Origin of the sequence: Roseivirga sp. UBA838, from assembly GCF_002296035.1 — a bacterium.
GTDB lineage: Bacteria > Bacteroidota > Bacteroidia > Cytophagales > Cyclobacteriaceae > Roseivirga > Roseivirga thermotolerans.
Genome location: NZ_DBHC01000050.1, coordinates 35177 through 50872 on the forward strand (window position 1 = coordinate 35177; position 15696 = coordinate 50872).

General features: G+C 43.3%; 10 protein-coding genes. 4 read left to right on the forward strand and 6 right to left on the reverse strand.

Going from position 1 to position 15696, the window contains the following annotated elements; genetic code table 11:
* Positions 1-100: 100 nt before the first annotated feature.
* The 5 genes from B3O12_RS17760 to B3O12_RS17780 all read right to left on the reverse strand — a co-directional run bounded on the left by B3O12_RS17760 (position 101) and on the right by B3O12_RS17780 (position 5333).
* Positions 101-628 (reverse strand): RNA polymerase sigma factor, encoded by a 528-nt coding sequence (locus B3O12_RS17760; RefSeq protein ID WP_189630789.1) that lies wholly within the window; start codon positions 626-628, stop codon positions 101-103.
* 501 nt (positions 629-1129) lie between these two features.
* A complete protein-coding gene (locus B3O12_RS17765; RefSeq protein ID WP_286757282.1) occupies positions 1130-3367 on the reverse strand; it encodes a sodium-translocating pyrophosphatase in 2238 nt (745 codons plus the stop codon).
* A gap of 202 nt (positions 3368-3569) precedes the next feature.
* Entirely contained in the window at positions 3570-4268 is a 699-nt protein-coding gene (locus B3O12_RS17770) for an SDR family NAD(P)-dependent oxidoreductase (protein WP_286757283.1), read from the reverse strand.
* A 2-nt stretch (positions 4269-4270) separates the two neighbouring features.
* Entirely contained in the window at positions 4271-4963 is a 693-nt protein-coding gene (folE, locus tag B3O12_RS17775) for a GTP cyclohydrolase I FolE (protein WP_286743624.1), read from the reverse strand.
* Positions 4926-5333: a 6-pyruvoyl trahydropterin synthase family protein gene (locus B3O12_RS17780; RefSeq protein WP_189630791.1), complete on the reverse strand. Its 408-nt coding sequence runs from the start codon at positions 5331-5333 to the stop codon at positions 4926-4928. The genes folE and B3O12_RS17780 overlap by 38 nt, the downstream gene beginning before the upstream one ends.
* A 126-nt stretch (positions 5334-5459) precedes the next feature.
* On the opposite strand from B3O12_RS17780, the gene B3O12_RS17785 reads away from it, so the two are divergent.
* From B3O12_RS17785 to B3O12_RS17795, 3 genes are all read left to right on the forward strand, one after another.
* Entirely contained in the window at positions 5460-6917 is a 1458-nt protein-coding gene (locus B3O12_RS17785) for a phytoene desaturase family protein (protein ID WP_286757285.1), read from the forward strand.
* A 174-nt stretch (positions 6918-7091) separates the two neighbouring features.
* Positions 7092-7685, forward strand: a complete 594-nt coding sequence (locus B3O12_RS17790) for a hypothetical protein (protein ID WP_189630793.1) — start codon at positions 7092-7094, stop codon at positions 7683-7685.
* A gap of 281 nt (positions 7686-7966) precedes the next feature.
* Positions 7967-8362 (forward strand): hypothetical protein, encoded by a 396-nt coding sequence (locus B3O12_RS17795; protein ID WP_189630794.1) that lies wholly within the window; start codon positions 7967-7969, stop codon positions 8360-8362.
* A 107-nt stretch (positions 8363-8469) separates the two neighbouring features.
* On the opposite strand, the gene B3O12_RS17800 is transcribed toward B3O12_RS17795, so the two are convergent.
* On the reverse strand, positions 8470-12405 hold the full coding sequence (locus B3O12_RS17800) for a response regulator (protein ID WP_286757286.1): 3936 nt from the start codon (positions 12403-12405) through the stop codon (positions 8470-8472).
* Between the two features lie 264 nt (positions 12406-12669).
* On the opposite strand from B3O12_RS17800, the gene B3O12_RS17805 reads away from it, so the two are divergent.
* A partial coding sequence (locus B3O12_RS17805; protein WP_286757287.1) for an Ig-like domain-containing protein occupies positions 12670-15696 on the forward strand: 3027 nt, incomplete at its 3' end.

Here is a 15696-nt window from a genome sequence, read left to right on the forward strand (position 1 = left end):
TGTGTCCTCACAGCGTCTTTTAACAACCATTTATGAAGACACAAGTGGAGGCAAGGTTCAGAAATGCACTTCTTGCGGCATAAGTAAGTAACCCTAAGAATTAAACAGAAACCGTATTTGCATAGGCATGTATGGTTTTTATGGCTTTACTCATCTGGCTTTCTACTGTATTTACAGAAATGTTGAGTTTTGCAGCAATCTCTTTATTAGAGAGCCCTTCATATCTGCTCAGCATAAACACGGTACGCCTTTTGGGCGGAAGGGTGTTTATAGCTTTTCTTATGATGTCTTCCATGTCTTTTAAGATTATGGTTTCCATGGTGGTGTTGAGGCTAACCATCGACTCATTGATTTCCAGGCTTCCCATATGTTTTTGATTATCTCTTATTCGGTTGAGCGCTAGATTTTTGGCGATTCGGAAGAGCAAAGCATAGGGCGATGAGTCAAGATTGATTTGCTTGCGTATTGCCCAGAACTTGAGGAAAACGTCTTGACACACTTCTTCACTGTCTTCTACCGACTCCAACAGTGAATAGCAAAAATTGAAAACCTTGTTCAGGTTTAGGTCAACGAAAGATTCGAAGGCCCTTTCGTCACCTTTTTTAATTCTAAGTATAAGCTTGTCCATGCCCTATTACATCAAGTAGAATGATATAATAGAGACAGAATGACAATGTGTTTTTGAATGGAAAATAGCTGCTGACCTATGCTTTTTCATAGTTGTTGTTTTGTTGAGTTTTTGAATAAAGAAAAACTGAAAAAAAATTCAGCTATAGTCAGAGGTGGCAAAAAAATAGCCGCGTTTAATGGTTGACCTGTAAAGTATACAACGCAATATAATTAAAGCCCTTATGCTATGGGACGGTGTTTTCTATCAAATGGTTAGATTTTTTGCAAATAATTGTATGTGAAGAACAGGAATAGCCCTGCTATATATGGTCTCTGAGGCTGATATTTTGGCAATTTATGGAGTCTGATTTGACTGTATCCGGCATGAACAAACAAGGCAGGCTCAGTAGAGGAAATATCTGTTTTTTAACTAAAAAGCAGTTTTGGCCAATAAAAACAAAAGCCTGCAAGTGTTCACTTGCAGGCTTTTGTAGCTTTTATGCCTTGCGGCACTTCAATGTTATTCTACTTCTGTAACAATATCTTCAACATCATCGATGTGAATCTCAACAGGATCAATTTCTACATGGGCATCGGTACTGTGTTCTCCCGTACCATACATTTCACCCAAGATTGGCGCAATAACCAAACCTACCAAACAGGTAAGTTTAATAAGAATGTTCATTGAAGGTCCTGAGGTATCTTTGAATGGATCACCTACGGTATCGCCAGTTACAGCTGCTTTATGAGCATCAGAACCTTTGTAGGTCATTTCACCATCAATTTCAACACCGGCTTCGAACGATTTCTTGGCGTTGTCCCAGGCCCCACCTGCGTTGTTTTGGAATATGGCCCAAAGCACACCGGAAACAGCCACACCGGCCATGTATGAACCAAGTGCTTCAGGGCCCATAATAAAGCCAATGGCAATTGGGAACAGGATGGTGATAGCTCCTGGCAACATCATTTCTTTAATGGCTGCCTTGGTAGAAATTTCAACACATTTACCATACTCAGGTTTGCCAGTACCTTCCATAATACCAGGAATTTCCTTGAACTGTCTTCTTACCTCTTTCACCATTTCCATGGCGGCTTTACCTACTGACTGCATAGCCAAAGCAGAGAAAATTACTGGAACCATACCACCAATAAACAGGGCAGCCAGTACATCGGCTTTGAAGATGTTAATTCCATCAATTCCTGTGAAGGTTACATAAGCCGCAAATAAGGCAAGTGCTGTCAAAGCAGCCGAAGCAATAGCAAATCCTTTACCAATAGCAGCGGTAGTATTTCCTACAGAATCGAGAATATCTGTTTTAGTTCTTACTTCATCCGGTAGCTCGCTCATTTCGGCAATACCACCTGCATTATCGGCAATAGGACCGAAGGCATCGATAGCCAATTGCATGGCTGTAGTAGCCATCATGGCCGAAGCAGCAATACCTACACCGTAGAAACCTGCCAATTCGTAGGCTCCCCAAATGGCTCCTGCAAACAGGAGAATAGGGGCAAAGGTAGATTTCATTCCGGTAGCCAGACCTGCAATAATGTTTGTAGCCGCTCCGGTAGATGAGTTTTGAATGATTGACATTACGGGCTTTTTGCCCAAACCTGTATAAAACTCTGTCATATAAGAGATAAGACCACCTACAATGAGGCCCACTACAACGGCTCCAAATACCCGGGTAGAAGTAATTTCTACAATGCCTTCGCCAAACAAAGACATTTGCATGGTGGCAGGGAGCAACAGGTCTATCAGGAACCAACAGGCAATGGCTGTTAGAACAATAGATCCCCAGTTACCTTTATTAAGAGCAGCCTGAACTTCGGCTTCTTTAGCGTTTTCGTTAGAGATTTTGATTACCAGTGTTCCCAATATTGAGAAGATGATACCGGCTCCTGCAATCACTAATGGAAGAAGGATTGGACCAATTCCACCAAAAGCATCATCGATTGCCCCCCCCATATCTCGAATTACATAGTTACCGAGAACCATAGAGGCCAACACGGTAGCCACATAAGAACCGAAAAGGTCGGCACCCATACCGGCTACATCACCTACGTTATCACCTACGTTGTCAGCAATAGTAGCAGGGTTTCTTGGATCGTCTTCAGGAATACCTGCTTCCACTTTACCTACAAGGTCAGCTCCAACATCGGCTGCTTTGGTGTAAATACCACCACCTACACGGGCAAAAAGGGCAATTGACTCAGCACCTAATGAGAAACCGGCAAGAGCTTCTAGCACCACAGTCATGTCTTGAGTGTTGGTCCACTCACCACCCATGAAATACTGGAAAAGAAGGATGAAAAGAATACTAAGACCAAACACTGCCAGTCCGGCAACGCCAAGTCCCATTACGGTACCACCGGTAAACGATACCTTTAATGCTTTCGATAAGCTTGTTCTGGCTGCTTGTGTGGTTCTAACGTTGGCTGCTGTGGCAATGCGCATACCAATGTTGCCGGCCCATCCTGAGAAAAAGGCACCAATAACAAAGGCCACCACAATGAACCAGTGGGTAGTTTCTACTACCTGCGAAATGACACCCAGAAGTACTCCGGCTATAACAACAAAAATGGCCAATACTCTGTATTCAGCGCTAAGAAATGCAAGAGCTCCCTCTCTAATGTGTTGAGCCAGGTCTTGCATTTTTTGGTCACCGGCATCTTGTTGGTTTACCCATCTCGCTTTGGCGATCATCACCAATAATCCGATCAAGCCCAGAACGGGCACTGCATAAATAAGATAAGACATAATTAGGTCCTTAGTTTTTAAGACGTGCAAAGATAGCAGATGAGGTCAGAAAACGAAAGAAGAATAAAGTGAATTGCCCTGTGTCGCCAGGGTTGAGTTCAACCTATTGATATTGAGTGATTTATTACCGGTTTGGGGAAGTGCTTACAAGTGGGGTGAAGGTTTTATGTTGTTTGAGTGTTATGAGTCTCCGCAGCATAGTTTAAGGTTTGAGACTACCAACGCCACCATCTATTCCTATCACTTGCCCGGTGGTCCAGCTGCTTTTAGGACTTAGTAGAAACGAAGCCATTTCGGCCAAATCTTGGGTGGTTCCATAACGGCCTATGGGGTGTCTTTTATTGGAAGCTTCTTTTTTGTCATCTGTTGCAAGCAGCCGTTCGGCCAAAGGAGTATCGGTTAAAGAGGGAGCCAATACATTCACTCTAATGTGTTGCGAACTCCACTCCGCAGCCAACGATTTGCCTAAACCTTCTACCGCGGCTTTGGCCGATGCAATAGACGAGTGAAGATTCATGCCCAACTTAGAAGCCACGGTGCTAAAGAGTACTACCGATGCAGATTCTGATTTCTTTAGGCTTTTAAAAGCGGCTTGAAGCGTTTTTACTGCCCCAAGAAAGTTTACTTCCATGTCCTTTTGAAAGTCGGCAATGGTTAGTCTCTGAAATGGCCTGAGGTTAATGGAGCCAGGGCAATAGACCAAGCCGTCCAGAGTTTCTGGCAAGAAGGAAAAGTCAGGTTCAGCTGCGGTTACATCCAGAGTATAGTGCTTTACATCTTCCAACTCAGGGTTATTTCGGGAAGCTGAAATTACGCTGACTCCTTGTTTTATTAACAGTTGAGCTAAGCTTTTGCCAATGCCCGAACTGGCCCCCACAATGAGAACGGTCTTTCCTGTCATGCCTATTTTTTGTGATGAATGTATCCGAGAAACTCGTTGCGGGTACTTTCTTCTTTGAATCTACCGTGAAACTGAGCCGTAACCGTGCTGCTGTTTACATCTTTAACCCCCCTGGAAGAAACACAAAGGTGCTCGGCATCAATTACAACGGCAACGTCTTCAGTACCCAAGATTTCTTTGAGTTCGTTGGCAATTTGAACGGTAAGTCGCTCCTGAACCTGTGGTCTTTTGGCATAGTAATCTACAATTCGGTTGATTTTGCTCAGGCCGATGACCTGACCGTTGGAAATGTAGGCTACATGGGCCTTACCAATAATAGGCACAAAGTGATGTTCACAGTTGGAGTAAAAGGTAATATCCTTTTCTACCAGCATCTCATCATACTTATATTTATTATCAAACAAGGCGACTTTGGGCTTGTTTGCAGGATTTAATCCACTAAATATTTCTTTGATGTACATTTTGGCCACCCTGCGCGGTGTGCCGGAAAGGCTGTCGTCCGTAAGGTCGAGCCCCATTATTTCCATAATCTCCCTGAACTTGTCTTCAATGAGATTCATCTTCAGTTCATCATCCATATCAAAGGCATCGGCCTTGAGTGGCGTATCGTAAGAAGTGCCAATGTGCTCATCTCCAATTTCCTCAATGGTGAGTCCGTTAAGCTGGGTATTCAACGAAGTTGCGTTCTGTCTCATATAGGGTTATTTTCAAATCGAGCGAAGGCTCAATTTTGGTTCTAAGAATGTTGTAAATGACTACTGCAATGTTTTCGGCAGTAGGGTTTAGGTGTTTAAATTCCTCTACATCCAGATTAAGATTTTTATGGTCGAAGCGTTCGAGCACATTTTCTTTAATCAGGTCGCTTAGTACTTTCATGTCGTACACATAGCCCGTTTCGGGGTTGGGCTCGCCAGTTACTTTCACAATCAACTCATAGTTGTGACCGTGATAGTACTCATTGTTGCACTTGCCAAAGATTTCCTGATTTTGCTCTTTAGACCATTCGGGGTTGTGCAATCGGTGGGCAGCATTGAAATGCTCCTTTCTAAAAACCGCTACTTTCATTAATGATTAATTATACTGAGTAAGAAGTTTGCTTACTACTTTTCTTTATCGACTACCCAACATTAGGTGCTACATTATTGTTCAAGGATTTGAAAAATAAATTCAACAAAGCTTAAGCTTCTGACATTGAACACAACAGATGTACTGGTAGTCGGTTCGGGCATGGGGGCCTTAACCTCCGCTGCCTTACTTGCAAATAAAGGATTAAAAGTTCGGATTATCGAACAAAATTGGCAACCAGGTGGCTGCACATCTTCATATTGGCGTAAAGGATACGTTTTTGAAACCGGGGCTACCACCCTGGTAGGACTGGGAGAGGGCATGCCTTTGCAATATGTCATAGACAAAACAGGTATTGAGCTACCCCTAAGAAAATTGGGTTTACCCATGCAAGTTTGGCTAAATGGGGGAATACGCGTGAACCGCTATGAGGCTTTAGAGGAGTGGATAACAGAGGCTGAGCGAGTTTTTGGTAAAAGTGGTCAACGAGCCTTTTGGACAGAATGCTTCAAGGTGAGCCAATTTGTTTGGCAAAATTCGCTCAGGCAGCTTTCTTTTCCACCCACACGCTTTATTGATGTATTGGCTTCCTTAAAACATTTTTCTTTTAGCCAGTTAGCCCATTTGCCCTATGCCTTTCTTTCGGTAGAAGCCGTTCTGAAGAAACATAGTTTACTGGAAAATAAGCCATTTGTAGATTTTGTGAATGAGCAACTACTCATCACAGCTCAAAACCATATGGAGCAGGTAAACTTTCTCTTTGGGGCGGCTGCGCTCTGCTATACCAACTATTCTAACTATTATGTTGATGGTGGCCTGTTGAACCTGGTGCTTCCTTTGGTAAAGTATGTGGAAGACCATGGAGGACAAATTGTCTATCGGGAAAAGGTAGAGAGTGTCAGTCGTACGGCTTCGGGCTACCGGGTGCAAACAAATAAGGAAGCATATGAGACCGAGTATTTAATTTCCGGCATTCCCGTTAACAATACGCAAAAGCTATTCTCGCGTGGTTCAACCGCTTTGAAAACTAAGGCCACCATGGTGTCCGAGCAGCTCAACGGTGCTTTCCAAATGGGTATCGGGTTTGTTCCTCACCGGCATTTCGATAGTATTCATCATCAGATTCATTTGTCTGAACCACTGCCGGAAACCGGGTCTGCCTCTATTTTTGTGAGTCTTAACCATCCGCAAGATACCGACCGAACCGATGTAAGTGGTGAAAGGGTTATGTCGGTCAGTACCCATTTGCCCAATCCTCAACATCGCCTGATTGATAACTCAGTTGTAGAGAAAGCTATAATTAAGGTATTGATAAAGCACGATTTTTTTGAGCCTGAAAACCTAAAGGTTTATCATAGTTCGGGGCCAAAGTCCTGGCAAAAATGGACGGGGCGTCAATGGGGTTTTGTGGGAGGCTATCCTCAATACCTGAACATAAAACCCTGGCAAATGCTCGACTGTCGGATTGATGGATATAAGGCCTATCAGGTGGGAGATACGGTGTACCCCGGCCAGGGTATTCCGGGGGTGACTCTTTCGGGCATTATAGCAATGGAAAAATTGAGATTGGACTGGAAGGTTTAGTCCTAAAATGCACTTTCTGACAACTCCTTTTCGAATTGTGACAATTCGTGACATTCGTTTACCCCTTCATGACAAACCCACTTTCTGTTCCGCGTTCATTTGAGTAAGAATTCGCTGAATCATGTTTCTGGCGAAGACTTATGAAGAAAAATCAAAACTCAAAAAGCAACAACAATGAAAAATCAATTCACAAAAATCGTGGCCGGCATAGTATTGCTAACCAGCGGATTCATGGCTCAGGCCAGCAAAACTGAAAGAGAAATTTACATTAAGCGAGAAGCTTCAAAATCGGTGGTTCTTCAAATGAAAAATGTAACCGAAGGAACCAAGGTTTCTATATGGAACAGATCGGGCGATTTGCTTTTTAGCGATCGGGTGACCGGAGAAAGCTATTCCAAAGTGTTCGACCTAAAGCACCTGCAAAAAGGAGAATTGCTTTTGGAAGTAGAAAATGAGTCGTCATTGGAGGTGCTTCCTATTGAAGTAACAGAAGAAAGTGCCACCCTAAAGCGAAATGAGGAAAAAGTGTATGTGAAACCGGTGGTAAGACTTACCCATAATGAATTGAAGGTCTTTCTGGGAGAGAATAAGAATGGGTTTGAGATGAAAATGACCGATCAGTTTAACGACCTGGTATATAAGCATCACCTGGATGGTTCAGAAGGAGGGATGAAACGCTATGATGTTTCGAAACTGTCTTCAGGCAAATATAATATTCAGTTTACTGCAGACGGCAGAAGCTTTTATCATACAATCATCATTAAGTAAAAGTGCAATCTTACTTAATTGGAGAAATGACCCCGGCAGATGGCTGGGGTTTTTTATTTGCGGACGACCTGATTTACAAAATGTTACAGTGTATTGTTCTCGCAACACAAGTGTTCGCAAGTGTACAAACTTTGAGGTTAATGACTGTTAATAAAAATGGTAAGTGATTGATTTACAGGTGTGTGTGTTTTGTGGCACAAGGCTTGGATAAGAACTGGCACGGTGCTTTGGTCGGCACCTTCCGAATAGTCGGAAACTCGAAATAAAAACAACAAAAGGTCATGAACTCAATAGTATTAAACAACTGGAACACCATGAAAAGAAGACTGATCTTAGTGATCGGCATCATGGTTGCGATAGGCGCTACGGTTTTCGCTCATACTAGAGAAGAGGCGAAATTGACAAGGGAAGAAGCCCACGAATTAATAGGTATCATAAAGAAAGAGTTAAATGTGGAGGCCTATGAGCCCAACCTGATTTTTCTTGAAGATGGTACCATGGAAGAGGTAGAACCCATGCGAATAATTAAGATTTATGATGCGCACGATGTATTGCTTTTAGAAGCTCCAATTACCAAGCTTCGACAGTATAAGAACAAGCATTTGAGAAAGCTTCTAAATGCCAGTGATTATCTAACTGAATATGGCAATACGCGCTACTATCGCTTAGATATCTAGTCTAAGGTTAGAAACTCAATAACAGGCTAATACCTGTACAGAACCTGCCCGCTGGGGCAGGTTCTTTTGTTTCTAACCTAAGTAGCGGGACTTTTATGAATATGGACTCAGAGGTACTCGCTGGGAAGTTTGCCAAACCTCTCCTTGAAGAGTTTAGAGAAATATTTAAAAGAGGTGAAGCCAATTTCCTGCGCCACTGAAGCTATACTCTTGCACTTGCCTTCTTCCAGCATTCTTCTGGCCATTTGAAGGCGTATTTCTTTCAGGTATACGTTGGGTGAATACCCTGTGAGTTTCTTAATTCTTCGGAAGAGAGTTCGCTCGCTCATACCCATTTTTTCGGCCAACATACCAATGCTAAAGTTCACGGTGTTAATGTGCTGTTCGGTGAGTTGGCGCAACTGCCTTAACCAGACATCGTTGTCAGATAGGTCTAACTGTAAATCCTGAATTTCTTCTTCTCCTTTTTCCGCCATCTTTTTTTGGTAGGCAGCTTTGAGTTGGTTTTTTATTCTTGCCCTAAGTTCATCGAGCGAGAAGGGTTTGGTCAGGTAATCATCTACACCAATTCTAAAAGCCTCAATTTTATCTCTTTCTGCAGTTCGGGCCGTAAGAAAAATAACCGGTATATTTTTGGTTTTATCTTCTGCTTTTAATCTCTCGAGAAGCTCAAGACCATCCATTTCCGGCATCATCATGTCAGAAATTATGAGGTGTATCTCATGCGTTTCTTTTTGTAAAAGAGAGAGCGCCTCATGGCCATTGTTTGCCGCAATCACCTCAAACTGATCTTGTAAGTTGCTGCTTACAAAAGAACGGATATCCTCGTTATCGTCCACTAAAAGCACGGTGTAGCGAATGTGAGGTAAGTAGGGGTGGTCAGTTGGTTCGCTGACAGGGGCTGTGTTTGTGGGTATAGATGCTGCTATGCTGGCTTTAGGAAGCGTAAGGGTAAAAGTACTGCCTACCCCCGGCTCACTTTCTACCGAAAGGTCACCATTCATGGCCTGAGCCAATTCGTTGCTGAGGGCAAGCCCAATGCCTGTTCCTCCTTCGGCCTTTTTATTGGGGTCTTTGGTCTGAAAAAAACGGTCGAAGATATAAGGTAGGTCTTCCTGGCTAATACCGGTTCCGGAATCTTTTACTTCCAGTACTAAATCGCCCGACTTGTGGTATGCTATAAGTTCAACTTGTCCTTGTCTAGGTGTATGTCTTAGAGCATTGGAAAGTATGTTGTTTAGTATTTTCTCCGTCATGTTTCGGTCTACCACCCAGGTTGGTTCATTGTTTATCTGCGACTCAAAACTTAATTCTATTCCATTAGCCTGGGCTTTTGGCTGAAAATTTTCGACCAGTACCTTTAGAAAAGCTTCAATATCTACGCGAGAGTAGCGCGGTTGTGCAACACCATTCTCTAGCCGTGTGAGATCTAATATTTCGTTGACAAGTGTCTTTACCGATTCGGCATTTCTTCTGGCCAGGGCCAAATCTTTTTTCAGGTCCTGCTCCAGTTCATTGTTTTTCAGTGTTTTTTCCAAAGGAGCCAGCACCAGGCTCAAAGGTGTTTTTAATTCGTGCGAAATATTGGCAAAGAAATTAGACTTTAACTGATCGAGGCTTTTTAGTTCTTCGGCCTGTTTTCTTATTTCCTGGGTAGCTTCATTGATTTTGGTTTCAAGCTCTTTTTGCCGTTGTAGCAGCTTTTTTTCGCGAATTCGTTGCAGTATCAACACGCAAACTACGACCAGACCTATGAGAAGAAGGAAAAACCACCATTGAAGGTATATGGGTTTTAGCACCCGCAGCTTGAAGGCTTTTTGCGATGTAAAAACTCCATTGGGTGCTTGCCCTCGCAGTAGCAACTGATAGTTTCCATAAGGCAGGCGGTTAATTCTGACCTCGGGTTTATCTACGAAAGTCCAGTCATTATCCAGCCCCTCAATTTTATAAGAGAATGACCTGAATTGATTGCCGAGGTAGTCTAGCAGGCTAAACTGTAACTCCAGCCCCAAATCGGAAGGGTGTAGGACAATTTCATCTAGTGAGGAGAGGTCTCGTTGATAGCTTTCATAGCTTCCGTCACTTGCCTTTTGAATGCGCAGGTTAGTAAGTAAAACACCGGAGTGTGTGCTTTCATGCAGCGGAAAGTCGGAAGGGTTCACTTCGGTAACTCCATTTAGACTGCCAAAAAACAAGCGGCCATCAGGAGCCTGAGCATGAGAAGTTCTGTTGAATTCATTGTGAATGAGCCCATCGCCTGTTTGAAAAATTTGCACTGAACCATCCGGGTTGATCAGGTTAATCCCTTTGTTGGTGGGAGCCCACAACCGATTGAGAGAGTCTTTGTAAACGGCATAACAGATGTTGTCTGAGAGCCCATTACTGGTGTTCCATTTGGCATCCACCGTTTTTTGGGTTGTGTGGTAGCGCATTAGGCCGCTTTGGGTAGCCAGGTACAATAATCCGGTATCATCAAACGAGTTAATGTCTAGCACGGCCAGGTCTCCTGAATGCACACTTTGTAAGCGAGCTTTTTCTACAATGCCCTTTGCCGGGTGGAGACGGTAGAGCCCTTTTTCACTGGCTATCCACAGGGTGGTGTCGTTGGTTTGGTGAATATCGTAAACAGCTGATGTCTTTAGCTCAATAAAGTTGTTATAGTCATTGAAGGGCAAATAGGTACCGGCTCCTTTTTCTACTTTAGAAAGTCCTGCGTTCTGTCCGATCCAAAGGTCGCCCGAGCTATGCTCGTGCATAACCCAATTCATATAAAGCTTGTCTTGCTGGGCACTGTCAATCTGCGGAAAAATAGTACCGTAGGCATTGGTTCGGGGTTCAAAATAGTTGATTCTGCCCCCTTCATTTGAGAAAAGGATTTTGCCTTCAGAGTTCTTTAAAATGGACAACTGTCGGAGGCCTAGTAAATCGGCAATGTCCAGTTTACCCGGTTTACTCAAAAACCTACGGTAGTTGCCAGTTTTTGGGTTGAGGATAAAAGAGCCTCCCAGGCTACTCACAAAAATGGTTGTATCGTTTTCGATATGAATTCCGCGAGCTCCTACGCCCAATTCCCCGTAAGTAATAATGTTGGTTAAGTGATTCTTAAATCGGTACTTCTCAAGAGCAAAGACATGTACCAATTCGTTGAATTGTGTCCATCCGTTGCCCAGGCGATCCCAGTAATATTGTGGCGGAAATTTATAAAAGTGAGGGTCTGGTACAAAACGGGCAATTTCTTTCAAATCGGTATTAAAAACCACCATGTCACCGGTCACATGATCGGAGGTGAGTATATGGTCTTTGTAGGGGTTTATGGATAAGAATACATATCGGTTCCACGGCCTATTTCCCCCCAAATTCCACGGTTTGTTATTGCGAAATTTTCTGGATCTGTCCAGGTCATCAAAGCTTACTTTTTGTCGGTAATAGATATTGCTTTGGCTATCAACTCCCTCCAGTATAAATAGCTCATTCGGAGGCAGATTGAAATCTCTTTTTACCCGGCCTTTGGCACCTATTAGCTTTAAGTTTTCGCCAGTATAAATCCATAGCCCTTCGGTTGCGGGCATCGATTCCCGTATGGGTATTGTGCTAAAATGAACCTCTTCAAGTAGTTTGCTCTGCCCATACCTGAGCACCCGATGAGCTGTAACCAGCCAAATGGCAGGTTCGGCCATATCGCCAATAACCAGTTGCACGGGCTCACCTTTCAGAGCGGTGGTGTCTATCTCTTCCCACCACCAGCTGCTTTTTTTAAGAATGGGGTCGAACAGTTGTATGTTGTAAGTTTCTCCCAGCTCTCCCAGCCATATCTTTCCATCGGGGCCTTCAGAAATAGATACAAAACTATTAGACTGGAGTTGACCAGAGTTGACATCGTAATGTTCAAAGCGATGTCCGTCATATCGATCTAAGCCCAAGCCTCCGGTCATCCACATTATGCCTTGCGAATCCATGAAAAAGGAGTTGGTGTTGCGGCTGCTCAGCCCCTCTTCCACGCCAATGGAGCGTTGGCTAAACCGATAGCCTTGGTTTTGTCCCAAGGAAATCTTGCAAACCAATAGCAACACGGTCAGGCCAATGAGGTGTCTGAAAATATGGATTCTTAAGGTATTCAGGTCTAGTTGAGTTGGTCGGTAAATCTTAGGCTAAGATGCGATACATAATTCACATATAAAACTGGATTCTATGAATTAAAGGAAGGTTTTGGCCGAATTTTGTCCTCTGGTTGGCCGGATTTTACCCCTTGTATATAAAGCGTGCAGGTTGCCCGAAAGTAGCTTTGTGTTACAAAAAAAGGTATCTCTATGAAAGCGGTGTATTGCAAGTTAAGGCTGGCGCTCCTAATTCTGTTTATATGTTCAATCAGTAAAGAGCTGGTTGCCCAAAACCCGATTATCATTAGTAACTCCTATGTTATGGAGGTAGAGGGTGGAATAGAAGTGCAGGCTTTTGGAGTGTTTTTAGCCAATCCTATAAGTGTGACTATTGGTGGCTGCGACTGTGTGCCGGTTCCCGGTAAATTCAATAATCCAAACTTTATTACCTGCTTTGTCAGTCAGTCTTGTGGAGATGTTTCCGGTCAAATGACCGTGGTTACTCCAACCGGTCAAGGAACTAACGGACCTATATTCACTTTAGACTTTCCTGAAGTAATAAGATCTATGCCTTATATGGTGGTAGATGAAGAAACTGTTCCGGATAGTCTCATTCATCAGATAAGAATAAAGGCCCTGGGCGATGAAGAAAACCTGAGAATAGAACGGGGGTATTTTGAGTGGTCTGTTGCCACACCACTTCCCAGTCCTCTGCCCACTACCAGATTTTCGAGTCGGAGTACCAATAACGAATCCAGTCAGGTGCCTTTTGATTATACCGATGAGCAGTTCCAGTCAGCCATGGATGAAATAGAGTATCATGTAAGGGTAGACAGCACACTTTTAGACGATGTCACAGCCGATGGTATTTCCAAAAAACGCAAAAGAACGTACTTTACCCTTGCCGCAGAATTCCCAACGCCTCAATACCCAGGGTACTTTGGTCTTGGCCTAACCTGGGGAGAAAATATAGATAATCTATCTCATTCGCCCACTATGACGGTCGATGCCGATTTTGATGTGGTGGCCTCCGGAGAGGTATATTCCATGAATCTGTATTCGGCTAATTTCTATGAAGTGTTTGGGCTAGAACACGAGCAATCCTATGAGCAAACAGGGCTGCTTAAATACCTTCCCAATTTTCTCTTTACCATGGATCAGATCAATGGACCTTTTCCTACGGCTCATTTTGCTAATATTTCTTTTCACAACCCGGGAGGAGTTACGGACTATCTCGAAGGAAGGACTCTTGAAATTGCTACCCCGCAGGTATATAAAAAGTATATGGGTACCACTGTGGTAGACGAGACCATTTCGTCCAATTTCTACCTGAAAAACCTTACTGACTCTATTTTGGACTATGAGTCTATAGAAGTTGTCTTTAGCGGAGATGATGCCTCTAGCTTCTCTGTAACACAACAACCGGCAACCGATGTGGCAGTAGGAGCACAGTCCTTGTTTACTGTATCCTTTACCCCTACTAGTTCAGAACCGAGACAAGAAGCTACGCTCACCATCAATACGGATGATAAGAGTTATTACTCGTTTCCGATAATTGGCTTTGTGGCACCAGATGTAACAGTAGAAATTACAAGCAGCCTTTCGCCCAGCACCCAAGAGGCAACCATACCCATTCAAATTCAATTTTCGGAAGAAGTAACGGGTTTTGAGGCTTCAGACTTAGTCGTTGTAAATGCGAGTGTTTCCGATTTCGCCACCCAAGACAATGTCACTTTTACAGCTAACCTTACACCCATTGCCGAAGGAGATATTACAGTAAATGTGCCTGAAGCTTCGGCCGTAAACCAGTCGAATTTTTCGAATAAAGCCGCCAGTGAATTTAGCATTAAGTATGATCTCACGGCCCCGGAGGTTACCGCTGTAACCCTGGAAGATAGCCCGGCTAAAGATGCCCAGGAGATTACCTACAAGGTAATGTTCTCCGAAGCCGTTCAAAACATTACGCTAGACGATTTTCAGGTAGATCTAATTGAAGGTTTTGCAGAGGGAATTGTTACTCAGGCCGAAAAAGTGAACGAAACTGAGGTTTTGGTAAAAGTTACAGTCATTGGCTCGCTATACAATAAAGCCGATCAGGTAATCCGACTAGGAATTAGCCAGGATCATAACATAGCCGATTTGGCCGGTCACCGACTTCTGGATTTTGACCCAACACAGATACCAACCCATACTACAAACCTTACGGAAGACGAAACCAGCGGAACACTTAACTTAATTCTTGAAGATGACGATGTACCAAGCGTTAGCCCCTTTAGACTGAATACCCTTTCTCTTTCTGTCTTAATTCCCAACTTGGGCCAGTACTACCCGCACGGAAATCCGGTAAAATTGGTGGCAGAGTTAGACAGCCTTAGTCCAAACATTAGCTACTACACGGGTAACGAAAATCTGGTATATGAAAGCGAACTAAAGCTGAGTGTTTATGTGCTGAATACGGATACCGATGCCTTTGAAAAAGCAGTTGACATTTCAGGTACGGTGAATATTACTGCCGGAGCTGATGATGTAGCACTTGATAGTCTAGGTTATACTATGAGTTCTATAAAATTCAACAACTTAAAAGCTTCGAACTCTACTATTGGCAATATCAACACCATTATACTCGGGTTTAAGCTCAACCTGGCTTCTGCCGGCCTTGTAACTGCTATTAACAAAAGATGGGAAAAACTCCGTTATCCATTGAGTCCTGTAAGGGTCAATGAGGTGAAATACAAGGAAGATGATTCTGAGGAGATAGAATTCATTGAGCTCTACGATGGTGGTTTAGGAAATGTGACTTTTAAGAATGTGCTGGTCGATATCTTAGAAAAATCTGGCCCTTTTAATTTTCAAATACCTATGACCACCAACGATGAGGGATATTATGTACTAGGGTCTAGTAATACACCTAATGCTTCAAGTACAGCGCTAGACTCCTTAAATTTTTATGGAGGCACTATTTATTTTTGGACTCAGCAGTTTAAATTTTCTTATGAATTCGATATAGACAGGCTGGAGAATATGTTTCAGGTGGAGTTGGGAGAACAATATAGTTATGGTCGCTTTCCACAAGATGTGGCCACCACAAGAAACAACAACTCAGGGTTTTATTACGGGCTACCCACTCCCGGTAAACCCAATACCATCTTTCTGGTGCCTGACACACTTAAGCTGAGTGAGAATTCTACCACCTTAGATATCGATGCTTTTGGGGGCGATGCCAGCGATAGAGAAGCA